Here is a 24,544-nt window from a genome sequence, read left to right as displayed (position 1 = left end):
GGCTATAGCTTCTTGCTACGGCTGGAACAGTATGTACATTAAATTTTATACAAATGAAAAATATATTAATGGTCTTTCTATTATGCCTTTATGTATCGGTCTCCGCTCAGGATCTCGGCACAACGAAAATGGAAAGCTTTAGAAAAGTAGATAATCAGAAAGAATCCCGCACAATACGATATGATCTATATGTGGCAGATACAACCGTAAACTATGGAGGCAAACCAAAAAGGGCGATCGCTGTAAATGGTCAGGTTCCGATGCCGGTACTGACTTTTACAGAAGGAGACACCGCAGAGATTTATGTCCACAATAATCTGGAGGTGGAAACCTCATTACACTGGCATGGCCTGTTTTTACCAAATAAGATGGATGGAGTTCCGTTTTTGACACAAATGCCCATTAAACCGCATACTACTTATGTCTATAAATTTCCGATTATCCAGAGCGGTACACATTGGTATCACAGCCATAGTGGCTTTCAGGAGCAGATCGGAATGTATGGCGCTTTCATCATTAATAAGCGAGAAGAGTGGGATATTCCAACGATACCTGTTGTGATCAGTGAGTGGACAAACATGGAGCCGGAAGAAGTTCATAGAAATCTAAAAAATGCAAATGATTGGTTCGCTGTACAAAAAGGCACTACGCAGAGCTACTCAGAAGCTATTAAATCTGGTAGTTTCAAAACCAAAGTGAATAATGAGTGGAAACGCATGAATGCAATGGATGTCAGTGATGTATACTATGATACGTTTCTGGTGAATGGCAGGAATCAGGATCTGCATCCTCAATTTAAAGCTGGTGACAAAGTAAGGTTGCGTATCGCTAATGCCGGGGCTTCAGACTATTTCTGGCTTAATTACTCTGGCGGTAAAATAACTGTAGTGGCAACGGATGGAAATGATGTTGAGCCGGTCGATGTAGATAGGTTGATCATTGCAGTATCTGAAACGTATGATGTTGTCGTAACGGTTCCTGAGAATAAGAGTTATGAATTTCTGGTTACCCCGGAAGATCGTACAAAATCTACATCGCTCTGGTTGGGTGAGGGTGAGAAGGTACCGGCTCTGCACATGCCGAAGCTTAATTATTTTGCCGGGATGAAGATGATGAATAATATGATGGATATGAAAGGGAATATGAAGGATATGGATGGCATGAAAATGCAAAATCAGACCATGGATATGAATACTGTGATGTACCCTGAGAAAAATGAAATGGTTACCTTAAACTACGACATGTTGCGTGCAAAAAAGAATACAGTTTTACCGGAAGGCCCCTGGAAAGAATTGAAATTCGATCTAACAGGAAATATGAACCGGTACGTATGGACTTTAGATAATAAAACTATTTCGGAAAGTGATAAGATCCTAATCAAAAAGGGCGAAAATGTGCGTATCATTCTATATAATAATAGTATGATGCGGCATCCTATGCATTTACACGGTCATGATTTTCGATTGCTGAATTCGCAGGGCGAGCGATCGCCGATGAAGAATGTCATTGATATTATGCCGATGGAAAGAGATACGATAGAGTTTGCTGCATCAGAATCAGGGGGCGACTGGTTTTTTCATTGCCATATACTATACCATATGATGAGCGGTATGGGCAGAATATTCAGCTATGAAAATTCACCTGTAAATCCGGAAATTCCTAATCCTAAAATGGCGCAGCGGATGTTATTCAGGGAGGATAACGGGTTTCATCCCATGGCGAGAATAGGTATTGAAAGTAACGGCAGCGACGGGGAAATCATGCTCGCGAATACCCGTTACAGGTTTACTACGGAATGGAGAGTGGGTTTTGACAAGTCGATGGGTTACGAAAGTGAAAGTCATTTTGGAAGGTATATCGGTAAGATGCAGTGGCTCTTTCCTTATGTAGGGTGGGACTTCCGTAAACGAATAATTGAACCTGAGAATAGGAATATTTTCGGACAGAACAATACTAAAAACTTAAGGCAAGTATTCCATATAGGCTTGCAGTACACTTTGCCTATGTTGGTTGTGGCCGATGCATCCGTAGACCACAAAGGCAATTTAAGATTTCAGTTGACCCGGGAAGATGTCCCTTTGACTAAAAGGCTGCGTTTCAATTTCATGGTCAATACAGATAAAGAATATATGGCTGGTTTCAGGTATATAATGACCAGAGCTTTCTCATTATCCACGCATTATGATAGTGATATGGGTTATGGCGGAGGACTTACTTTAACTTATTAATTAAGGTCGCTTTAAAATAAACACCTATTTTTGTCAGATGTATGCTAAAGTGCGGTATTATCAATTCTGTAGATAATGGGAGAAAGAAAGCTAAACTCAACAAATATGTTGAATGAGACGAGAATTACTCAGGATTGCGATTCTATATATGCCATTTGTAAGATAGGGGGCCGGTGGAAAATGATGATTTTGCACCAGTTGAAAAACGGGACCCTGCGCTTTGGAGAATTACGTGATGCGATAAACGGAATTACGGAAAGAATGCTGACTTTGCAGTTAAAAGAACTCGAAAAAGATGGGTTGATTATCCGTACTGTTTATGCGCAGGTCCCTCCGAAAGTCGAATACAATTTAAGCCCGATTGCCTGTGAGCTGTTGCCTATTTGGTTAAAGCTGGACGAATGGGGTGCAAAGCATCGTGAATTAATGAAATAGTGAGGCATTCTGAGTTTCCAAAGAATATTCAGAGCGCATCCGGATGATTAGACGATTATTTTTTGATACTATTAAACAGGTTCAGTTTGATAACAAGTATCTTTAAGCATATGAAAATACTATTAATAATCTGTTCGCTCCTAGCAGTGTCTTTCTCGTTGAAAGCACAACAAGATGTTGTAATTAGCCAATTGGATCTCAAAGAAATCACAAAGGCTGTAGGTAAGGAGGTTGTGTTAGTTGATTCGGTGTATGACGGAAGGGCTTTTGATAATCACACTTTACTTAATATCGGGGGAAAGTATCCCGGACAGATTGTTTCTGTTTTCATCGCTAAAAATGATTACAAGAATTTTGATCATGACATACTATCTTTTTTTTTGCATAAAAAGGTAACTATCAATGGGAAAGTTTCAATGTATAACGGTAAGGCACAGATTATAGTAACTCGTCCGGAACAACTTAAACTCACATTAAATTTATAATGAAAGAAAAAAGAACTACCATAGCCTGTTTTGGAGAAGTACTATGGGACATATTTCCTGGCGGCCACAGAAGAGCCGGAGGAGCACCCTTTAATGTTGCATATCATCTTTTTAAGATGGGGGCAGATGTTACGATGATTAGTAGTGTCGGTGATGATGAATTAGGGCATGAACTACTGAATAAAATCAAAGAATGGCAAATGTCAGTCGCTGGTATACAGATTAGCAAAGTGCATCCTACAAGTACCGTTATCGCTACAATGGATGAAAATAATGATGCACGATATGACATCGTGCAAGACGTAGCATGGGATTTCATCGAAGTTATCCCGGAAAGTAAACAACTGCTGACCACCGCAGACGCGTTGGTATTCGGTACCTTGGCCACTAGAAATAAACGTTCAAAAAACACGCTGTTTGAATTAATAGAAGCAAGTAAGTTCAATGTTTTCGACATCAATTTACGCCCTCCGTACTATGATGTGCATGTCATTAAAGAACTATTACATAAAACTCAGGTCGCCAAATTTAATAAAGCAGAACTCCGCATGATGGTAGAGTTTCTTGGTAAAGATTATAGCAGTGAGAAAGATTGCGTCAGGTATTTGCAGGATACTTTTGGTATGCAGGAGGTTATAATCTCCAAAGGAAGCAAAGGTGCTCTATATGTGAATGGAGATGATTTCTATTTGTACCCGACAATCCCTATTGAAGTAAAAGATACAGTGGGCAGTGGAGATTCATTTCTGGCTGGTTTTCTATCAAAGAGATTAGAAAAGGGTGCGTCACCAGATCAGGTTATGCGTCAGGCGGTTTCGTTGGGCGCATTTATTACTGCGCGTGAAGGGGCATGTCCAGAGTACACACTGGAAGAATTTGTAGGCTTCAGGGACAATCATCAGATCGCAGCGATACCTTTATAGTGTAATTTACAGCGGGTCGCGTAGAGACCCGACCCGCTGTATGCATTTACAAGGTATTTTCAATACTGAGAATATTTTCTTTCAAAGCCTTGACTGTCATTTCAAGCTCTTTTTCATCTAAGGACGCAAACCCAAATCGGAATGCATTTTGAGCTGAATCTAATCTATTGATCTTGAGATTGTATTTTGTCATTGCTTCAACCGGAAAATCTGGATTGAGCTTAATCCAGATAGCCATTCCTCCCGTGGGAAGCGTATAAGAAATGTATTTTGCTAAATGTTCATTCAGCAATTGGTCTAAGTAATCCCTTCTTTTAAGATAACATTTTTTTGCTTTTTTAAGATGTCTTTTGAGCTCGCCCTCATTAATGAGTGTCGCCAGGGAGTTTTGCATGTAACCATCTCCTCCAAAGTCGATTACTTTTCTTAAGGCTGTGCATTGCACTATGAAGTTTGCCGGCGCTACCATAAAGCCGATACGAATTGAAGGGTCTAGTATTTTAGAAAATGATCCAATATAAATGATGTTGCCATTATGATTAGCACTTGCTAACGGTAGGTAGGGAGAAGAAGTATAATGGTAGTCGTAGTCATAATCGTCCTCGATAATAGCGAATGAAAACTGCTTTGATAACTCTAGTAACTTCATCCTTCTAGCCACGCTTAAGGTTACCGTTGTTGGATAGTGGTGATGTGGTATCACATATACCGCATTTATTTTTGTCTTCTCGCAAATAGCTTCAATCTTATCTGTGTCAATTCCGTATTCATCGACGTCTACCTCAATTAATTTTGCGCCAGTTCGTTCAAATGCCATATTGGCGATCGGGTAGTTAGGCTTGCCGACGATAATAGTGGAAGTTGGATTTAAAAGCAGATGTGCAGATAAATAAATAGACATTTGCGCTCCGTGAGTAATCAATATATTTGCTGCAGAAATATTCAATCCCCTGGTCTCAGACAGGTAATTAACTAGTTCGTCCCTCAGTTTTAATGTTCCTTGCGTAGTTCCCTTATTGGCATTTTTTATCCCGTACTTTCGATAAGTGAGGGAGCGGTAAGTTTTCAGTAATTCATCTATCGGAGAGAGCCTTACATCTGGATATCCATCATCTATGACGATGTCTAAAGCAGTAGATATAGTTTCTTCATTTACATTTTCATTCACTGTATCAAATGGGAGTTTAAACTCATGTCCGTAAGAAGAAGTTATCTTTTCCTCGTCCCACTTTTGTGGTTTAAGTAGTGGAATGTATTGTGAGACTGCAACATGTTTTCTGGGAATGATCACAATCCAGTCTTGTGTATTTAATTCTTCATAGGCTGCAATGACCGTTTTACGGTGTACACATAAGGTTTTGGCCAATTCGCGACTACTGGGAAGGTGCGTTCCGGGTTTCAAAATGCCATTTCTTATTGCATTGATTATCGAAATAGCTATTTGCCTGTAGACAGGAATTTTACTCTTTTTTTCTATTGGAATAATATGTTCGTATGAAAACATGCTGGACTACCTTTGATGTTAAAACTGGATTACAAATGTAGTCCTGTGACCGCATAGTTTTGTAAACTAAATGAAATATGAAATGGATTACAAAATTAGAAAAGCAAGTTTAGAGGATTTGGATGAAGTTGCAGTATTGTTTGACCTTTATCGCATTTTTTACCGCCAGGATTCTGACGTTGAAAAAGGCAAGGCATTCCTGAAAGAGAGATTTCTGAATAGTGAGTCAGTTATTTTTCTTGCGATAGTGGATGATAAAGCTGTAGGATTTGTTCAATTATACAAATTATTCCATTACACTAAATTGCAGAAACAATGGCTTTTAAGCGACTTGTTTGTTCATCCGGATTATCGGGGAAGGAGACTTTCCGGGGCACTTATCGAGCGTAGTAAAAAATGGTGTGAAGAAACTGATGCTTGTGGTTTAATGCTTGAAACCGAAAAAACGAATGATACAGGAAATAGATTATATCCTCGTACAGGATTTATCTATGACGGGCAGCATAATTACTATCATTGGTGGAAATAACAGCAAAATGAAGGGTTTAACCCAGTTTAAATTAAAAACCCGGTAATCATTAGATTATCGGGTTTTTGATATTTTTATTTTGCAGAGGACCACCAGGATTATCCCCGATGAACCGAATTATAGAATAGTGTTTGTAACCAGAATAGTTTTAACCATTGCGGCCATCAGCACCTCTTTATATTTTAAGAATTTACTTTGACGATCTTCATCTTCTTCACTCACTTTAAGCGACTTTTTGAATTCTTTTACCTGTTGTAAATCATTGATATATAGTTCGTTGAAGTTCTCAGGGTCTTTGTTTTTTAATATCCTAATTGTATGCGAATATTGTTCATATATATCCGTTATAATGGCAAGACTTCTATCATCATAAATCGTCAGACCAGTAATTTTTGCCGACAGCTTTTCAAGCTTTCCTCTTTCTTTTGCGTAACCCATATTGCCGCTAAGGTACAGTTTTTTCTATATCTGCCAGCAATCTGATAACAGAACTATCAAATTAGATTGTATACCCCTGGCGTTCGATATCTATTAATTCAATCTTTTTACCCATCTTCTTTTGGATTACCTCGAAATGATGTAACTCATTCTGGCTCACAAGGGAGATCGCCTCACCAGGTGCCTGGGCACGACCGGTCCTGCCAATTCTATGAATATAGTCTTTAGGCGACCGTGGTAATTCGTAATTTATTACAAATGGAAGAAAATTGATATCAATGCCTCTTGCCATTAAATCGGTTGCTACAAGAACACTGATTTTGCCTGATTTAAAATGAGATAATGCTTCAGTTCTGGCCCCCTGACTTTTTTTACTGTGAATAGCTTTTGCATCAATATTATTTTTACGCAGCTTATTAACGATTACATCGACCTGATGAACTGAAGAGGCAAATACAAGGACCTGTTTCATTTCATGGTGACTTATAAGACGGCGTAAAAAAGGACCCTTTTTCTCTTCTTGAACCAAGTAGGCTGTCTGATGTATAAGATCCAGTGACTCTTGTTCGGCTTCGATCTCTATAATCACAGGCTCATGCAACAAGATCTGATGAATATTTTTAAGATCATTACTCAGCGTGGCCGATAGCAATATATTTTGACGCTTTGCAGGTAGAAGAGCTATAATTTTATTCACTTCTTCCTTAAATCCAAGATTAAGCATTTTATCTGCTTCATCGAGAACCAGAGTTTCGATAGCTGAAAGGTGGACGGAATTTGAGTCTACTAATTCCAATAGCCTTCCCGGGGTTGCAACAAGTATATTTACACCTTGCATGGCCATCATTTGGGGGTTAATTGAGACGCCTCCGTATACAGCCAGTGTTTTGATGGGTTCGGGAATTGCTTTACTGAAAAGCTTAAAAACATCCTTTACCTGTTCTGCAAGTTCGCGTGTGGGTACTAAAACCAATACATTTGCATGGCGGTTTTTCACACCCAGTGAATGCTGTAAATTCATTAGCAGGGGCAAAACGTAACCAGCTGTTTTTCCAGAACCGGTTTTAGCGATGCCTAATACATCTTTTTTATCTAGTATCGCTGGTATAGCTGTTGCTTGTATAGGAGTAGGAATGGTGAAATTCTGATCTGATAATGTTTTCAATAAAGCGGATGAAAGACCCAGGGACTCAAAAGACATATTTTTAGTTTTTATGCAAAAGTATACAAAAATCGCCATCAGGCAGATAAAGACTGTTTATTATCTGGAGTAATTTTGGTTGCTTTTTTTCGTATAAATATCAAAGCCATTAAAGATGCAGTATATCCGAGTACAGCCGAAATTTTCATAATTACATTATAGGAGTTTATAAAACCGGCCTGATACGCTTTCTTGATTTTTTGTCCCTCAGTTAAAGTAAAACCTTCAGGTACACTTGCGTTTCCAAGGTTAGCTGCCTGAGCTATTATAGTTTGTTTTTGCTGCAGGTCAAATGTGTCCGTCTTAATCTCTTTCTGCAGAGCTGCAGAAAATAAAAGTACGGCTACAGAACCCAGAACTGCATTTGCGAAAACACCAGCTATCCTTGAGACAGCATTATTAACGCCAGATGCGGTGCCGCTAAGGTTGTCGCTTACAGAGCCCATAACCGCCGCAGTAAGCGGAGCAACGGTGAGGGACATCCCAAAACCGAAAACAAGGATACCAGGGAAAAAGGAAGTCCAGTAATCAGAGGCACCACTGGTCTGCCCGATAAAAGAGAGTAACAGTAACCCCGTTCCCGCTAAAAAAGGGCCTGAGATAAGAAATATCCTTGGTCCGTATTTGTCTGCCAGGCTGCCTGCATAACGCGCATTAATTACCATAAAAAAAGTAAATGGCAGAAAGGTCAGACCCGACTCCAGTTGTGTATAACCTTGTACCTGGACCATATTTAGTGAGATAAATAACATACCTGTACCAAGGCCTGCATAAAGGAAAAAGGTGAGCAGATTTGTTCCGCTAAAAATGAGATTACTAAATAAACTTAAAGGCATCATTGGGTGGCTGCTTTTACGTTCTATCCCAATAAAAGCGAACAGAAATACAATTCCGCCTGCAATTGAACCGAAGCTCTGAAGATGAATGAAACCAACCGCCGGCAGACGCAGGAATCCAAAAGTTAACATTGCCAGCCCGGCAGCGATAGTAATGGCCCCATAGAAATCGAGTCCTGTGTGCGCCGTTTCCTCTTTGCTCTCGCTAACTTTTGAAGTCAGAAAGAAAAGTACGATAAGGCCAATAGGGACATTAATAAAAAAAATGTAGCGCCATAAACCAGCATCTGCCAGCGCGCCTCCCAGTGCGGGTCCTCCCATGGTAACTAAGGTGGTTGCGGCAGACCAGGTTCCAATTGCTTTTCCCCTTTCTTTTTCATTGATTGAAGAAGAAATTAAAGATAAACTTCCTGGAATCATTAATGCGCCGCCAATTCCCTGGATTAGCCTGAAGATGATCAGCATAGTTGCACCAGATGAAAATCCACAGGCAACAGAACCCAGAATGAAGATAAATATGCCGATCATGAATACTTTTTTGCGTCCCAATTTGTCGCCCAGAGTACCGCCGATTAAAATGAGCGAGGCCAGCATCAATAAATAAGCGTTTAATATCCAAAAGAGATCCGGACCCGAAGCCTTTAAGTTCTTCTGTAATGATGGAAGGATTACATTGAGTGCAGTAGCATCTATAAAAGCCATTGCGGAAGCCATTATGGTACAGACCATAACCCATTTACCTTGGGAACTTCGAAGTGCTACTGTAGCCATAAAATCGGTTTTTTTATGATTTGAGAAAGCTCAAAATGTCGAGTACATTTAAATTTAACTAATTGTCCCGATGAATACATCATTTCATACGATTTACACTTACAAAACAAAGTTACCAGTCCAATCTTTTATTTTTGGCGTGGCTTGATCCTGATAGTCAGAAATCTTAATGGGAGCGGAGCCTTCCTAAAATGATTAGATTATGAAAATAACTTTTATACGACATTCCAAAGTATTATTTAATTGGGACAAATTTTATAATGCAGATTCATTCGTATCTGCCTGCAAGGAGTATGATAACTCACCTGTGCAGTCCGGCGAAAAATTGAAAATAGAAAAACAACCTGTTTACATCAGTAGCTTAATAAGAACGGAACAAACCAGTAATAACTTGTTTCAGAAAGAAATTGAAGTCATAGCAACAGCGCTTTTAAACGAAATTCCTATAAAGCCATTCATTCGTACAAAATTGCGACTACCAATTTTTTTATGGATGGTCCTGGGCAGATTGCAGTGGTATTTTAATTCTTCAAATCAACCAGAGACGAAAAGGAGTTCTCAGGCACGTATAAATCAATTTTTAGATCATATTCTGAGTGAGAATCAAAACTGTATTATAATAGGACATGGTTTTTACTTTGCTCAGATGGTTGGTGAGATGAAAAAAAGAGATTTTACCGGAAATATGAATAAAAGATTAAAAAATGAAGAATTGAGGGAGTTTAAAGCCTATTAATCAGCGGCTGAAATACCTTTCATTAGAATAAACGCCAAGCACGGCGCCATGGTCCTTTTTCACAGAAAAGGACCTCAACATTGTTCTGAAATTAATTAGCCCTGTACTATCTGATAACATGTATAACTGCCCTTTCAAATTGCCCCAGGAAACTTTGCCTTTTTTATTTATTTCCATATAACCCGATCTTTCGCCGCCTTTGTAAATACCAGCATATTTTTCGTCCATTGGTATTTTGACGCGCATTGCTTCATTAACTTTTTTTGTCTCTTTCAGATCCGAGTCGAAATTTTGCTTCAGCGATACCAGATTGGCTTTGAGGATGCTGTCTTTATTTTTTTTATTCAAAATTGAATTATAGAGGTAATTTGCAACCAAATGGGGCAAGGCTTCCATTCCTTTTTTATTACTTAAGACCACAATGCCGATATTCCTGTCTTTGATAAATGACAGATGCGAAGAGATGCCACTATAGCCCCCAAGGCGTGAGACCAATTTTTCCTCGTTAAAGATCGACTGTTCCCACCCTAATCCGTATCCATATCTCCCATATGACTGATATCTGTTACTTTGTACTACAATTGGAGATCGGGCAAACATTAATTGCTTGTTACTTAACAATCCTGGAGTAGAATCTCCATCACTCAGGAAAAATTGAAGATATTTCAGTAAATCATCTACAGTACTTAAATGCCCCCCTGCAGCTGACATTGAATTATCTGCCTTGTCAAATACACTTGTTTGTTTCCCTTCTGAGTCGTCAATTACATAACTAAGATAATGCGGATTCACTTTGGAAATATAGGCAGTTGTGGAATGCATGCCTAAGGGCTTAAAAACTTCATTGGCCATAACCTGCTGCCAGGGTTTACCAGTCTGCCTTTCCACTATCAAAGCATAAATAACAGACCCTAAATTGGAATAATAAAAGCTGGTATCTGGCAGGGCAGTAGTATATTTTTTTAGTATATCCATTAGCTGTTCATTTCCTTTATGACCTATAAATGCCGTCCAAACTACAGCATCATTATTCTTAATGCCATGCGTATGGGTAATCAGGGACGCAATGGTAATTTGATCGGGATGTATATTTTTATCCTCAAAATTCAGCTCTGGCAAATAATCCGCGAGGGTTCGATCCAGTTTTATAATTCCTTTATGATCTAGAACCGCTGCCAGCGTACCCGTTAATGATTTAGATGTCGATGCAAGATAAATTTGAGAATGGTCAGAGAAGGCAGTCTTTTTCTCCGGGTTGGAATAACCATAGTTCTTTTTTAGAAAAACCTGGCCGTCTTTTACAACCCCTAAAGTTAAATTGATGGCATTGTTGCCAAAGGATTGTTGAACCTGGTTAAGTAATACGTCTAATGAGTCGCTTAAATTCCGGGCTTCTTTGTTTTGGCAGTAATCGCAGCGAGATGTATCTCCAGGAAGTTGTCTGACTGTGATAAAAGCAGCCAGAGAAGAAATTATAATGAAGTATATAAAAAAAAGTAAAATGGATGGTAGCCTCCTGGATTTTTTAAGCGGGTTCATGAATTTTGGGTTTAAAATGCGGTATGGCATCTAAGACCCTAAATCAGGGAAACAGGTTACAATGAAAATAATAACAGTTTAATTTTAACGTTGCTGTTATCTTCAGGCAGGAGTGCCTTAATTATTGAGATTACGGGATTTTATTTCAGAATTTACCTGGCTTAATTTGATAAAACCTGGGAACATGCTCAGAAAGAAAATAGGGATGAATGTAATTAGTGACATATTGTGTTTGGCAATACTCAGATACAAGATTACGCTGGAGAGGATTAGCATTACAATACTCGTTGCAATTAGTATTCCACGTGTTGATTTTTTTTGCTTATTTAGTTCATCCAGAGTTAATTCAGATAGTATATTTTTTTTCATGGAATATGCAATTAAAGGTTTACAACATCATAACTCAACTATAAATTTATAAAAAATCAACTATTTATAAAAAATTTTTAAGCTAAAACTTCTATTGAGGATTTATATAAGATCTTTGATAAACTTTTAAATTTTTAAGACACCTTTTTGTTATGAGCGATTCCGAGGAAACTATCACCCACGAAGACAAAACATTTACTGATATTAATTACGCAGAAAAACGTCTGGCTAACCGGGAATTCATCGGTTGTGAATTTGTAAACTGCGACTTTTCTAAAAGTGATTTAAGCCATAATGATTTTATGGACTGTCATTTTAAGCAATGCAATTTTTCATTGACCATTGTCACCGGTACTGGATTTAAAGATGCTGTATTCACGGGGTGTAAAATATTAGGTATTGACTTTTCAAAGTGTAATAAATTCCTTTTTTCCTTCCGTTTCGAACAAAGCCATCTGGACTATTCGACTTTTTACGGTGTTAAACTGAGAAAGACCACTTTTACAGACTGTTCTCTTAAAGAGACCGACTTTGAAGAGGCTGATTTAACGTCTAGTACTTTTCACAATTGCGACCTTTCAGGAGCGACCTTTGTCCGGTCAATTTTAGAGAAGGCAGATTTCCGGACGGCCAGGAATTTCAGCTTAGATCCTGCGGTCAATAAGATAAAACAGGCAAAATTCTCAGCGCTAAATTTAGCTGGATTGCTATATCAGTTTAATCTTGATATTGAGTATGAAGGATGAAAACCTTATCATCGGGCCCACCTGTTAAACGCTACAATTTAACTTTAATTAATTAAGGGTTGTGCCGGTACGCCATTTCCTGTAGTTTTGGGCGAAATGGTTAATCAAATCTAAATGGCTGTATATAAATTATCAGGCGATCTCCAGTTGGTCGATCTTTTAAAGCAAGATGATGAAGCCGCTTTTACAGAAATTTATCACCGCTACGCTGAGAAATTGGTTGGATTTGCAAGTTCTAAACTGTACCATCTTGATGATCCTCGTGACATCATTCATGACCTCTTTGTGAAATTATGGGAGGAAAGGAAATCATTAAAGGTAGACCGGAGTTTAGAAGCTTATTTATTCACAATGGTTCGTTACCGCATTATTGACAAAATCAGAAAGAATATCACTCACGAAGATTATTCTGAAATGATACTCGCTTTACATATAAGTTTAGAATCAGAAATTGAACAACAAATTGCTGCGAAAGAACTAAAACTACGGATAGGAAATTCGTTAGAAGAACTCTCCCCAAGAGTGAAAGAGATTTATCATTTAAGTCGTGAAGAAAACCTGAGTATCACTGAAATCGCCGGTAAATTACAGCTCTCCGAACAAACAGTGAAAAACCAGCTGACCTCTGCATTAAAGCATTTACGAAGGGTTTTAACCTGTCTGTTCTGTCTCTGTGTCATCACTTTGGTATCCGCATTAATCTTCCAATAAAATTTATTAAAAATATTTTATTTAGGCATAGTACTAAATGGCGGTTCAAACGGCTATTGCTCAAATCCGATAAAATGAACCGCGATAATATCGAAGCTTTAATAGTCCGTTATCTTAATAAGGAAACTTCTGCAGAAGAAAATCTGCTCGTCGAAAAATGGCTGGCAGATAACGGAAATGCCGATCCGGATTGGCAAAAGTTAGATCGAACAGATAAAGACCAGTGGCTTTCAGACATGCTTGTTGAGATTAAAGACACGATTAAGCAGAACTCACCCCAGGTTATACCATTGGCTTCGAGGAAATACCTTTGGTACAAAATTGCAGGTGTGGCGGCGGTATTAATCGTTAGTTTCAGTCTATATCTAGGCTGGCCATTATTGGAGAACCAAATCCTGTCTGGAAGTTTAGCTTCAATATCCATTCCTGAACACCAGCAAAAGCAGATAACTCTTGCAGACGGTACTACCGTTTGGTTAAATGCGGGCGCTGAACTCAGATATCCCAAAGTTTTTAACGAAGATTCAAGAGAGGTCTACCTTTCAGGAGAAGCTTATTTCGATGTGCAACATGATGCGGCCAAACCATTTCTAATCCACACGGGCGATGTGGTCACCAGGGTGCTTGGAACTGCTTTTAATATTAAAGAAGATAAAAAAAAGCACACCTTGGAAGTTACCGTAACCAGAGGTAAAGTCAGCGTAGCTGATGACGGTAAACTGCTAAGCATTCTTACGGCTAACCAACAGATAAGCCTTGATCTACTGAGCAGAAAGGCCGCTGAAAAAACAGTTGATGCCAGATCCGTTATTGCATGGCAGGAGAATGATATGCTTTTTGACGATGTAACATTTGCTGAGGCAGCGACACAGCTGGAGCAGCATTTTCATGTGAAGATTACTTTTAAGAATGATAAACTGAAAGATTGCCGGTTTAGCGGTACCGCATTAAAGGGCGATAAGCTGGATGATATTCTTGACGTGATATGTGGCTTCAATAATTCAACCTGGCAGAAGTCTTCCCGCAATCATATAATTATCAATGGCGAAGGCTGTAATTAACCGTAGTTAAGAAAAATATATAATGAATAACGACTAAGCTATATATATCCTGAAATGCTTCCAGGAGGCAGGTTCAGTTAAAAAGCCTGTAAACCGACGGCCATCGGTCTACAGGTATCCCGGAGTTTCCGGGGCTTTAAATAATGGGAATCACTTAAAACATTTTAAAATTATGAAAAATTCTGCAATACTGTGGAATATGGGGACGACGTGCGCCTATCTCGCTCGTGTATTATTATTAAATAGACATTTTATAATCTGGTTGATGCGTGTAAGTACCGTCGTATTTCTTTTTATCTTAATTTCATTTCAGGTCCTTCTGGCTGTGCCGGTAAGCAGTCAGAGTATGCGTGATTATAAAGTCAGCCTGAAACTGGAAGATGAAAGTTTACTCACCGGTATCAAAAGAATCGAGGAACAATCAATTTTTCGCTTTTATTACAGAAAATCCGAAATAAAGCGAATTACCGATCTTAATATAGCGTTCCGTACCCGGACAGTAGAAAACACACTATATGAACTGCTGAAAAATACCGGATTCTCTTTCCGCCAAATCAACAATAACATTTTACTAAAGAAACAACAGCAGATAGCGTATATGTTAAAAGGGAGGATACTCACTTCGGACCGTAAAACTGTTGAATTCGCTACAATACAAATCAATAAGGCTACCAATTCTCAACTTATAACATCGGCTCTTGCAGATACAGCCGGCAGGTTTAATCTGAAAGTGTATGAACAAGGAGATTATCTGCTTAAAGTATTTTCGCCCGGAACTGATAGCTTGATATTGAAAGTGAATGTCGGAGATACAAGTTCCCTTGAGTTGCCTGATATCATTCTAAAAACAAAATCTATACAATTAAACGGAGTTACTATCAGGAGTAGAACGCCGCTGCTCAGAAGATCTACCGATAAGCTGACGTTGAACGTCGAAGGTAGTGTATATGAGAAAGGGGAGGATGCCCTCAGGTTATTTAACGTTATTCCAGGTGTACGTGTAGAAGGAAAAGATATTCTATTCCGCGGTTCAGAAAGTGTGACAGTCTATGTAGACAATAGAAAAGTCATGTTGCAGGGAGATCAGTTATTTGCTTATTTACGTTCTATTCCTTCAGAATCCGTCAAATCTTATGAATTAAGAGCTGTTCCTGGTGCTGAATATGACGCCCAAAATGGTGGGGTGATTATTAATATAGTACTGAAGTCGGAATACCGGTATGGACTGTCCGGTAATGTGAGTAGCAGTTACTGGTATAATGGTTCTCATAATCGCATGGGTTCAACGTTTTTGAACTACAGGGCTGGTAAACTGAACGTACAGGGCGGTTTCAATTATCGGCGTGCGCCTGCTTTTTATGAGGATAGTATAATACAGGAGTTCAAATCTACGGGTATTTATAGCCCTCAAACCGAGAAATATAAAGAAGATTATCATTCTATTGGTTACAATATCGGACTTGATTATAACCTCAACCTTCAACAAACAATCGGTGTCAGTTATAATAAGTTTTCCAACCCCGGCGATATTAGTAATCTAACAACGACTAATATCGACTATTTAGCTAATGCTCACACAAATTCTATTGATTCATCTTTATATACCAGCAAGGATACCAGGTTTCGTTACACTAACCAAATGACAAATGTCTTTTACCGGAACAAACTCGATACCCTGGGCAGCAAATTAGATGCAGGTTATAGTTACATATATTATGGCTTAAGAGACCCGTCAGCCATAGAAAGCCAGTTTTTAAATGTCGGAGGGATAGAATCTCATCCCCGTGATAGTTTATTTACCGACACCAGGGGTAAATCTTCGGTTCATGTTATCAATATAGATTTTGAAAAATATTTTTCTAAATCGTGGGTACTAGGTGCTGGTGGTAAATACACGAATTCCAAAACGGATTATTCAATGGATTATCGACAGGGGCTTAGTGAACAATCCAGCCTGGATACATTACAGTCAAACAGATTTTTATACAATGAACATATTCTGGCCTTCTATGGAACCCTTGCAAAATCCTTTGACCAATGGGATATAAAGATTGGTTTGAGAACTGAACAAACTAATTATAACGGGTTATCAATAACAACTGGAAAAACTATCGGTCGTAATCAGTGGAACCTTTTTCCTTCGGCATATGTAAATAGAAAAATCGGAGCAGACCATTCCCTAACACTTTCTTATTCCAGAAGGATAAACCGACCTGGATTCAGAGATCTGAATCCTTTTATAACTTACACTAACCTCAACAATATTTGGGAAGGCAATCCAGATTTAAGGCCTTATTTCAGTGATAATCTACAGCTGGAATATCTATGGAAAAATAAATATTCTATCACTACCGGATATCAGAATACGCGTAATGCTATCGCTACTAATGTCACAAATGTTGGCGATCTTATTATTTCAAAAGATGAGAATATCAGCGACAATAATAATGTATTTATGTCTGTATATATCCCGTTAAAACTTACAAATTGGTGGGAATTTAATACCAATGCCACACTGCGATACACCACAATAGACATTCAATCAACACCTGTGGTACACCGGTCGAAACTATCTCAGAATGTATGGGCCTCTAGTAAGTTTAATCTGCCAGGCAACTATTTTATGGAAATTTCAGGGTCTTTTAGCAGGAATAGTTTTTATGGAATCTATGATCAGTTTAACGTTGCTAAAATGGATTTGTCCGTTAAGAAGAGTTTTTTCGGGGATCGGCTGACCGCAAGGCTGGAATTACAAGATCCATTCCATCTATACAAACCACATTATGAGATTAATACGCCAGAGTTTAGAAGGAACGTGATCAGAAATAAAGTCGACTGGGCAAGGTATGCTGGAATCTGGCTTACCTATAATTTTTCAAAAGGCAAGAAGAAAAATAACAAAGACAATATTGACGCCGGAGGGAATGAGGCGAGAGGACGTTTATAATTCTCTCTAGACGATAAGCTGTGTTTCGTCTATTCGTAAGGTTTTGTTTAAACTCCATACAATGTTCCTTCAATATATGTTCAATCTCGAATGAACGAACAATGAAGGAAGTATGAAGAAACAGTGAACAAAGTATGTACTAGATCTTGGCGAAACCCGACCATGAATCCATTAACCCTTGGTTAAGTTTGAGGTGTCGGTTTGCTGAATGACTATTGAAATTCGATCATAAATGGATAAAATTAATATCTTGTATGAAAAACATTCTTTATCTTCATGTGAAATGCTACGGCAATATCAGTACATTATTTAGTTCATATTATAAATATATAGTACGGTATCCATCCGCACATATCTTAAGGGGTAATATTAGTCGGTTATTAATTAAATCTGTAAATATGAAGTATCTTTTCTCTTTTGTTTTTGTAGTATTCCTTTTGCATCAGAAGGAGTCTCTTGCTTGTACACGAGTGGTGTATAAAGGTCCAAATGGAACCGTAATTACAGCGCGCAGTATGGACTGGAAGGATGATATTGCTGCTAACTTATGGGTATTTCCCAGAGGGATAGTCAGAAATGGTGAAGTCGGACCCCAATCCCTGAAATGGACTTCTAAATATGGAAGTGTCATCTCAAGTGCCTGGGATATTGCGACCGTTGACGGTTTAAACGAGAAAGGACTCGTAGCAAATGTATTGTGGCTGGTGGAGTCCAGTTATCCAAAATTTGATCCATCTGGAAATAAAAAGGGGGTTGCAATATCGGCCTGGGCGCAGTACGTATTGGATAATTTTGCCAATGTAAATGATGCTGTAACTGCATTAAAGGACGAATCGTTCGTTATAGTCAGTGATTATATTCCCGGCACTAAAAAGTTTACGACACTTCATTTATCCATTTCCGACGCTTCCGGAGACAATGCAATATTTGAATACATTAATGGAAAATTGGTTATCCATCACGATGCCTCTTATACAGTAATGACCAACTCTCCAATCTTCGGAGAGCAGCTGGCATTGAACAGCTATTGGCAGGGGATTCCGGGAACAATGATGTTGCCGGGTACCAACCGAGCTGCTGATCGTTTTGTCCGCGCTTCGTACTATATTAATGCTATTCCACAAACGGAAGATACCAGGATCGCTGTTGCGAGCGTATTCAGTGTAATTAGAAATTGCTCTGTACCTTTTGGAATCAGTTCAGTAGCAGAACCGAATATTTCCTCAACCCGTTGGAGATCTGTAGCAGATCAGAAAAATAACGTGTACTACTTCGAGAATGTTTTAACACCAGGTACTTTTTGGGTCGACCTTAAAAAGTTTGATTTAAAAGAGGGTGCAAAATCTATGAAGCTCGCTCTGAAACAGAGCACGGCTATAAATGGCCTGTCTAATTCGGATTTTAAAGCGGCAGAGCCTTTTAAGTTTGTTGGAATCTAATTAGATAAATAAATCTGGTTTAATATAAAAAAAGGAACCGATCGTGGCTGTTGCACAACAGCTACGATCGGTTCCTTTTTTTATTACTAGATTATTTAACTTCGAAACTATAAGTGGCGCCACTCCAGGTTTCCTGGTAAGGTTTGCCATAATGTTCGCCCGCTGTTTTATCCATGTCCGAAATTTCGATCACATATCTGCCCGGGAAGGGAGGGAGAAATGAAACACTGCCTGTGGTGTCAGTAGTTAATTCTTTTGACCATCCATTTGGTGAAAAAACAGAAACTTTCATTTTAGCAGCGTCACTATTATTGTGAGAAGCTTTCAGCATTATCTGCTTGTTCACCTGAGCGCTTGTAATCTCACTTTTTTGAAGCTGTAAGCTATTAACAAAAACTGTGCTTTTACCTGCCGGTTTACCCACAATAACATCTGCGCTAGCCAGAAAATGATATTTGGTTTCGCCGCCTAACTCCTTAGCCTGATGGCTTATCGTTAATGTATATGCCCCGTTACTACCCGGAGTAAACTTCGCTTCATAATAATTTGCGGCTGCGGTAGTTTTTAACTTTATTTTCTTCTGATCCGGCCCAACCAGCCAAAGTTCCAGATCTTTAATATCTGAATACCATTTGGCTACACTATCGCGTTCTCCGTCAACGAATTCTCCGTAGTAGATTCTCACAGTTTGCGCTTTGCCGATCTGACCTGTATTACCTGTTTCAATCCAGATTGCATGGGCAAACGCGCCTGTGGTCATCAGACTAATTGCAAAAGTGAGCAATAAAATATTCCATTTTTTCATCTTCATAATTTTTCGTGTCTTATTAAAACTTCCAAGCTCGCTTAATCAGCGATGATATTGAACCCATTTAGTCTTCCACTCTCTTTCAAATGAAAAGTTTCCTTAACGGTTCCTGTAGCAGGGTTATATTGATTTACGCCAGAATAGCCTTCTGAAGTGTTGTTAGAAAGGAAATAAATCTCGCCGTTGTGCAAGAAAGGGTTTTGTGTACCGTAGAAGCTGTCAGCTGGAATCGGTAGGCGTTTAGCTTTTTTCGTTGTTGCGTCAATTTCGTTCCAGAACCAGACATCACTTCTGTAAGAGACACCGTGCTGTGCGCCACCGTAATAAGAAACACCGCGTGAAGGGATAGTAGTATAAATCTTACTATCGTATACAAACAGTCTGTTAAATTCAGCAGGGAACTGGTATGACTTGATATCAATAGAAAAGTTTTGATCGAACTGTGTCTCTCCGCTTTTTATACGTACAATTTTAGAAGAGTAATTTGATGGTTGCCTTTTCATGTCACCTACTGCAACAAAGTACAGATCTTTGGTTTTCTCATCAAGGCCCCAAAGTACGTGGTCTATAAATACACCCAGATTTGTAGTTCCGGCAAATTTCGTAACATTCAGGATTTTGTTATTGGTCAGATCATAAACCGCTAGAGCAACTTCTTTATTTTTTGGTGATACCTGCCAGTCTCCGGCCTGTTTTGTTCCCAATAATAAATCTACGTAAAGCTTATCATCACGTTTAGCCAGGATCAGTTGCCCTGCAGATTCATTAGGCAGACCTTCTGATAAGGAGCTAAAGTCAATCTCACCCGTGCGTTCCATAGTAGTCGGATTGAATTTCTGTACCTTTAATCCTCCTCTTACGTCATCCCAGTAATAGCCCTCGGTTGGACTTGCCACCAGGTAGTTAGAGATATACGCTGAGGAAAGCGATGGTAGAAATTTATCTTCGGTTACATTACCTGCAGAATTAAGACCAAGTTTCAGAATTCCCTGCGCATTTGAGGCACTATTAACCTTGTAGAGTGTTTTTCCAAGAACACTGCCACCCAATGAGCTGCTTACCTGGAAAAAAGGCATGCCGGAAAGGTTTATTTCCCTTGCTTTTTTATCTTTCAGCGCGTAAATTCCACCACTCCAGTTGGCGTTGGCGTTGTAAATAATCCAGGTTTCATTTGCTGGCAGATCGCCGCCAGGAGGTGCTGGTTCGACATCGTTATCCTTGCTGCAGGAGCCAAAAACCATCAGTGCAGAAAGACCGATCATCATTACGCAAAATTTGTTACGTTTCATATTAATTCTTAATTTGTATAGTGTGATTAAAAAAATTGGTATAGTATTTTGAAATAGAGTGCTCTGCCTGGTTTCTGTATGTTGAAATTATCATATAGCTTAACATCTCCGATATTTCTGCACTCAGCCGACAGCGTTAGCTTAGGCTTTGCGAAGTGATAATAGGCTCCGGCATTGTTTGCAAACTGTCCCAGCCTGCCGTCTCTTGGAATTATCAAAGAGGTCTGAATATTGCCAGACTTCTCAAACAGGCCTGGTTCCTGGTTTTTTGGAATAGCGTGTAAAAAGAACCGGTGGGTGTAATTTCCGTTCCAATTTAATTCCACGCGATCTCCGCTATGCAGTACGTCTTTGAAGTAGTAGTTCAACCAGAAATTACCGAACAAAAATGGGACATTGGGCACTCTCGAATTCTCAAGATTTCTAAACATAGCTTCTTTGATATCGATCCGGCGGATATCCTGATAAGTGGCATTCGCTCCGACATCAAAACGTTTGGAGGGCGCATAACTGGCTTCCAGCTCAATACCTTTTACTTTAGCCTGCTCATAGTTAATGTACCTGCTGAACGGAATATCAAGCTGCAGGAAGATGATGTCTTTTACCTTCCGGTAAAAAAGACCGGTGGAGAACGTGAAGACCTGATCTCCATTTTCTATCCGGTACTGTCCGTTCACATTGATATTGTGGCTTCGCTCCGGCTTGAGGTCCATGTTTTCTTTAATCAGTCTGGCATCACCGAAAATTTCGTATTCATCGGGTAGGCGGGTGGCGTATTCATAGGAAGCTTTAACCAGATAATTACCCCGGCTCCACCTCAATCCACCCATATAACCCAGACTCTGCCCACTTCCGGAAGACCGGTATCCCATTCCAAAATTGTCTGTTGTATAACCTTCCGTCTTAAAATGATAGTATTTAGCCGCAATAATGCTTTCCATTTCCTTGCCCAACCAATTTGAGCGAAGACCCAATGCTGTATTATCCTTCCGGTAAACCGCGGGTACGCTAAGCACGTCAATGCCTTCGATAGCTGAAATAGCACCTAGCGGATCACTGCCTTTGCGGTTTTGCTGGTAAAACAATTCACTGAAATCGAGGGTATGCCGGTCTGAAAGCTCATAGGAAAGATTTACGCGTGAAGAAAAAAAACGGTAATCAATATGTTGATTATTTCCCATGTTGATCTCGCCGGGTTTTAAGTTACTGCCGATGATCTTACCATCCCAATCATACCTTACGGTCGCGGTATCGATGAACTTAGTTTTGAATAAACTATATGTTCCTACAATATTTGTTTTCAACCGTTCATTTAAAAAGTTCTTTTTATAGGTCAGCAAACCGGTGTAATTTCTTTCTTTCGAATAAGGGTCGCCATACACTTTATCCATCTGCGAATCATGCTGTATTTCCTTGTAAAAGCTGGAACTGATCAAGGTAAGGCGCAGATCGTCAGCCCATGCTACATTTTGAATACCTGCATAGCCTTCGGCATAGTAAGTGTTTGTGGCATCGTGAAAACGCCTGACATCCTTAAAAGTAACCGGGCTGGTAGGCATTGGGGCGTTAATAGTGTAGCTGTTATCTGAATAATTAAAAGAACTACTCGTTCCCAGATACCATGTTTTCGCTTTATTTCTCCATAAAGCATTAGCAGTAACCCGATGTGTGTTAAATGAACCAACTTCATAGGACAATTCCGCAAAATTCTTATTGTCATGTCGGGAAACAAAGTTGACTCCTCCACCTAAGGCATCAGAAGCAAGATATATAGGCATTACGCCTTTATATATTTCTACTCTGTCTAGCATATTTACCGGAATAGTTCCCAGGTTAAAGCCGTGTCCGAATAACTCAATAGGGATTCCATCTTTAAATAATTTGACTGCCTTTCCCTGTAATCCTCCTAAATTGACTTGCACAGGAGCGCCGAGTCCGCCGTCACTCCGTAATCTAACTCCGGAAGCACGGTTTAAAATTTCTCCGACGTCTCCGCCTTTTTCATAAGATTTTTTAAGATCTATTGTCTGTACAGAGAATGGTGATTGTGCATTCAGTTCCTTCGCGGTTATCGCTTTTACTGTGACCTCTTCCAGTACTATTGACTTGCCGTTATGATCTCTCAATTCAAATTCAAATCGATTTTCCTCTTTACAGTCGACATTTATGGCCGTCTGTTTTAACAGTAATGAGTTGTTACGGAACAGAAGATTATGGTGGCCGCTTTCCAGTTCAACTGTCAGCATTCCGGTAGCGTCTGTGTTTCCTTTGACAATACCATCGACAACAATGGTAATGCCCTGAACCGCTTTGCCACTTTTATCCTTCACCTGCATAAATACCGGGCAGGCGGTTGCCAGTAAACAAGTGGTCAGCAGAAAACAGGTAAGTAGAACTTTAATCAAGGTGTTTTATTTAAACTAATTATAAACTAAATTTGTCGTGCAAATGTATTTCTTTTGGTCTGGGGAGCATTTATGAATTAGGAAGTATTTGTTTTGAAAATGGAAGTTTAAATGGGGTTTATATTTCAGGGTAACGATTTTAGTGAATTTCTTGCTTCTGCTAGCTCAGCGGGGGCTGAACTAGCTCAGGCAGATCTAATAAGTCCGGTACAGACCAGGCTGCATACCCTTAAAGGTCAGATCTCGTATAAGGAAGATTTAGTAAAGGACGGTCTGTATATTCTTCAGGGGAGTTATCACCTCAATGAAGACATTACTATATATGGGGAAGGGGATGCGCATTTGCTGGAAATGCATTTTAATATATCAGACCACGATATATATTATCATAACAACGCCATTAAAAGAGAGTTTGCTCCGGCAATGACTGGTAATATTACCTTTCTTTCTGCGGAGGAAAACCGGGCTAAAATAGCATTCAATCAAGATATATGCTACCGCACATTTGATATTCATCTGCCATTGTCTCTGTTATCAAACTATATGGGAGAGAGCCCTACAGTGGACACTTTTTTAAATAATATACATAAAAACCTCAGCACGACACTTTCGAATTCTGAAATTGCAATAAATCCCAGAATATATAGTACGATTCAGGCAATTAGGGAATGTCCCTTTGAAGGTTTTACTAAAAAGGTATACCTGGAGTCAAAAATTTATGAGTTGCTTGCTTTTATGCACGAAAGTACCGAACATACTGTTGCGGAATACCGGTTGACAGGGCCTGATATAGAAAGAATCAAATATGCTGCTGTATTGATCCGGGAGAATCTTAATAATCCCTTTACGATTATGGAGCTTGCACGTAAAGTAGGAATCAATCAGACGAAACTGAAGAGTGGCTTTAAGGCCATTTTCAATAATACTGTTTTCGGTTACTTACAAGAGACGAGGATGCATATGGCAACTAAACTTTTACTCGATACAAGCCTGACAATACAGCAGATAAGCCGCTCATCAGGCTATAAAAACATATCCAACTTTAGCACTGCTTTTAAGCAAACCTATGGCTATCCACCGAACCGGCTTCGTGCTAAAGCTTAAAGACTAAACACTCGTTGCTAAACATCCCGACGTCCTATAA

Annotated in this window: 21 protein-coding genes; 12 read left to right on the top strand and 9 right to left on the bottom strand. The window is 39.2% G+C overall.

What is annotated here, in order from left to right; genetic code table 11:
• The first annotated feature begins 53 nt into the window (after window positions 1-53).
• The 4 genes from BLR53_RS03380 (at window position 54) to BLR53_RS03365 (ending at window position 4,071) form a co-directional block, all read left to right on the top strand.
• Window positions 54-2,228, top strand: coding sequence for a multicopper oxidase family protein (locus BLR53_RS03380; RefSeq protein ID WP_083331982.1), 2,175 nt, complete (start codon window positions 54-56; stop codon window positions 2,226-2,228).
• 75 nt (window positions 2,229-2,303) lie between these two features.
• Window positions 2,304-2,663, top strand: coding sequence for a winged helix-turn-helix transcriptional regulator (locus tag BLR53_RS03375; RefSeq protein ID WP_037444155.1), 360 nt, complete (start codon window positions 2,304-2,306; stop codon window positions 2,661-2,663).
• A 110-nt stretch (window positions 2,664-2,773) separates the two neighbouring features.
• On the top strand, window positions 2,774-3,148 hold the full coding sequence (locus BLR53_RS03370) for a hypothetical protein (RefSeq protein ID WP_074587157.1): 375 nt from the start codon (window positions 2,774-2,776) through the stop codon (window positions 3,146-3,148).
• Window positions 3,148-4,071: a carbohydrate kinase family protein gene (locus tag BLR53_RS03365; protein ID WP_074587155.1), complete on the top strand. Its 924-nt coding sequence runs from the start codon at window positions 3,148-3,150 to the stop codon at window positions 4,069-4,071. The genes BLR53_RS03370 and BLR53_RS03365 overlap by 1 nt, the downstream gene beginning before the upstream one ends.
• Window positions 4,072-4,117: 46 nt before the next feature.
• Here BLR53_RS03365 and pdxR read toward each other — a convergent pair whose 3' ends face one another.
• Window positions 4,118-5,575, bottom strand: a complete 1,458-nt coding sequence (pdxR, locus tag BLR53_RS03360; RefSeq protein ID WP_074587153.1) for a MocR-like pyridoxine biosynthesis transcription factor PdxR — start codon at window positions 5,573-5,575, stop codon at window positions 4,118-4,120.
• A 70-nt stretch (window positions 5,576-5,645) separates the two neighbouring features.
• Here pdxR and BLR53_RS03355 point away from each other — a divergent pair, with 70 nt between their 5' ends.
• Window positions 5,646-6,104 carry a GNAT family N-acetyltransferase gene (locus BLR53_RS03355; protein WP_236634455.1) on the top strand — a complete coding sequence of 153 codons (459 nt, stop codon included), beginning with the start codon at window positions 5,646-5,648 and terminating at the stop codon, window positions 6,102-6,104.
• A 117-nt stretch (window positions 6,105-6,221) separates the two neighbouring features.
• On the opposite strand, the gene BLR53_RS03350 is transcribed toward BLR53_RS03355, so the two are convergent.
• The 3 genes from BLR53_RS03350 to BLR53_RS03340 all read right to left on the bottom strand — a co-directional run bounded on the left by BLR53_RS03350 (window position 6,222) and on the right by BLR53_RS03340 (window position 9,350).
• Window positions 6,222-6,542 (bottom strand): hypothetical protein, encoded by a 321-nt coding sequence (locus BLR53_RS03350; protein ID WP_074587150.1) that lies wholly within the window; start codon window positions 6,540-6,542, stop codon window positions 6,222-6,224.
• 61 nt (window positions 6,543-6,603) lie between these two features.
• Window positions 6,604-7,743, bottom strand: coding sequence for a DEAD/DEAH box helicase (locus BLR53_RS03345; RefSeq protein WP_074587147.1), 1,140 nt, complete (start codon window positions 7,741-7,743; stop codon window positions 6,604-6,606).
• 38 nt (window positions 7,744-7,781) lie between these two features.
• Window positions 7,782-9,350, bottom strand: coding sequence for an MFS transporter (locus tag BLR53_RS03340; RefSeq protein WP_074587144.1), 1,569 nt, complete (start codon window positions 9,348-9,350; stop codon window positions 7,782-7,784).
• 202 nt (window positions 9,351-9,552) lie between these two features.
• Here BLR53_RS03340 and BLR53_RS03335 point away from each other — a divergent pair, with 202 nt between their 5' ends.
• Entirely contained in the window at window positions 9,553-10,086 is a 534-nt protein-coding gene (locus BLR53_RS03335) for a hypothetical protein (protein ID WP_051760204.1), read from the top strand.
• Here the strand turns inward: BLR53_RS03335 and BLR53_RS03330 are convergent, their stop codons facing one another.
• Together BLR53_RS03330 and BLR53_RS03325 are read right to left on the bottom strand one after the other, a co-directional pair.
• Window positions 10,087-11,625 carry a serine hydrolase domain-containing protein gene (locus BLR53_RS03330; RefSeq protein ID WP_176763509.1) on the bottom strand — a complete coding sequence of 513 codons (1,539 nt, stop codon included), beginning with the start codon at window positions 11,623-11,625 and terminating at the stop codon, window positions 10,087-10,089.
• Window positions 11,626-11,742: 117 nt separating this feature from the next.
• The gene (locus BLR53_RS03325) at window positions 11,743-11,994 is read right to left on the bottom strand and encodes a hypothetical protein (RefSeq protein WP_037444138.1); all 252 of its coding nucleotides are present in this window, start codon (window positions 11,992-11,994) and stop codon (window positions 11,743-11,745) included.
• Window positions 11,995-12,146: 152 nt separating this feature from the next.
• On the opposite strand from BLR53_RS03325, the gene BLR53_RS03320 reads away from it, so the two are divergent.
• From BLR53_RS03320 to BLR53_RS03300, 5 genes are all read left to right on the top strand, one after another.
• Window positions 12,147-12,740 carry a pentapeptide repeat-containing protein gene (locus BLR53_RS03320; protein WP_037444136.1) on the top strand — a complete coding sequence of 198 codons (594 nt, stop codon included), beginning with the start codon at window positions 12,147-12,149 and terminating at the stop codon, window positions 12,738-12,740.
• A 114-nt stretch (window positions 12,741-12,854) separates the two neighbouring features.
• A complete protein-coding gene (locus BLR53_RS03315) occupies window positions 12,855-13,451 on the top strand; it encodes an RNA polymerase sigma factor (RefSeq protein WP_074587134.1) in 597 nt (198 codons plus the stop codon).
• A gap of 74 nt (window positions 13,452-13,525) precedes the next feature.
• Complete coding sequence (locus tag BLR53_RS03310) at window positions 13,526-14,512, top strand: FecR family protein (RefSeq protein ID WP_074587132.1); 987 nt, start codon at window positions 13,526-13,528, stop codon at window positions 14,510-14,512.
• A 172-nt stretch (window positions 14,513-14,684) separates the two neighbouring features.
• Complete coding sequence (locus BLR53_RS03305) at window positions 14,685-17,459, top strand: outer membrane beta-barrel family protein (protein WP_083331981.1); 2,775 nt, start codon at window positions 14,685-14,687, stop codon at window positions 17,457-17,459.
• 398 nt (window positions 17,460-17,857) lie between these two features.
• The gene (locus tag BLR53_RS03300) at window positions 17,858-18,898 is read left to right on the top strand and encodes a linear amide C-N hydrolase (protein ID WP_074587364.1); all 1,041 of its coding nucleotides are present in this window, start codon (window positions 17,858-17,860) and stop codon (window positions 18,896-18,898) included.
• 91 nt (window positions 18,899-18,989) lie between these two features.
• Here BLR53_RS03300 and BLR53_RS03295 read toward each other — a convergent pair whose 3' ends face one another.
• Genes BLR53_RS03295 through BLR53_RS03285 form a run of 3 tightly spaced genes read right to left on the bottom strand, consistent with a single transcriptional unit; the run spans window position 18,990 to window position 23,400 of the window.
• Window positions 18,990-19,703 carry a nickel transport complex protein, NikM subunit, transmembrane gene (locus BLR53_RS03295; RefSeq protein ID WP_074587362.1) on the bottom strand — a complete coding sequence of 238 codons (714 nt, stop codon included), beginning with the start codon at window positions 19,701-19,703 and terminating at the stop codon, window positions 18,990-18,992.
• A 41-nt stretch (window positions 19,704-19,744) separates the two neighbouring features.
• The gene (locus tag BLR53_RS03290; RefSeq protein WP_234797546.1) at window positions 19,745-20,995 is read right to left on the bottom strand and encodes a hypothetical protein; all 1,251 of its coding nucleotides are present in this window, start codon (window positions 20,993-20,995) and stop codon (window positions 19,745-19,747) included.
• A 26-nt stretch (window positions 20,996-21,021) separates the two neighbouring features.
• A complete protein-coding gene (locus BLR53_RS03285; protein WP_074587127.1) occupies window positions 21,022-23,400 on the bottom strand; it encodes a TonB-dependent receptor plug domain-containing protein in 2,379 nt (792 codons plus the stop codon).
• A gap of 111 nt (window positions 23,401-23,511) precedes the next feature.
• Between BLR53_RS03285 and BLR53_RS03280 the strand changes: the two genes are divergently transcribed.
• Window positions 23,512-24,504 carry a helix-turn-helix transcriptional regulator gene (locus BLR53_RS03280; protein ID WP_074587124.1) on the top strand — a complete coding sequence of 331 codons (993 nt, stop codon included), beginning with the start codon at window positions 23,512-23,514 and terminating at the stop codon, window positions 24,502-24,504.
• Window positions 24,505-24,544: the final 40 nt, after the last annotated feature.

This window comes from Pedobacter antarcticus, from assembly GCF_900103515.1.
Taxonomy (GTDB): Bacteria; Bacteroidota; Bacteroidia; order Sphingobacteriales; family Sphingobacteriaceae; genus Pedobacter; species Pedobacter antarcticus.
This window is presented reverse-complemented; position numbering and strand designations above follow the sequence as displayed.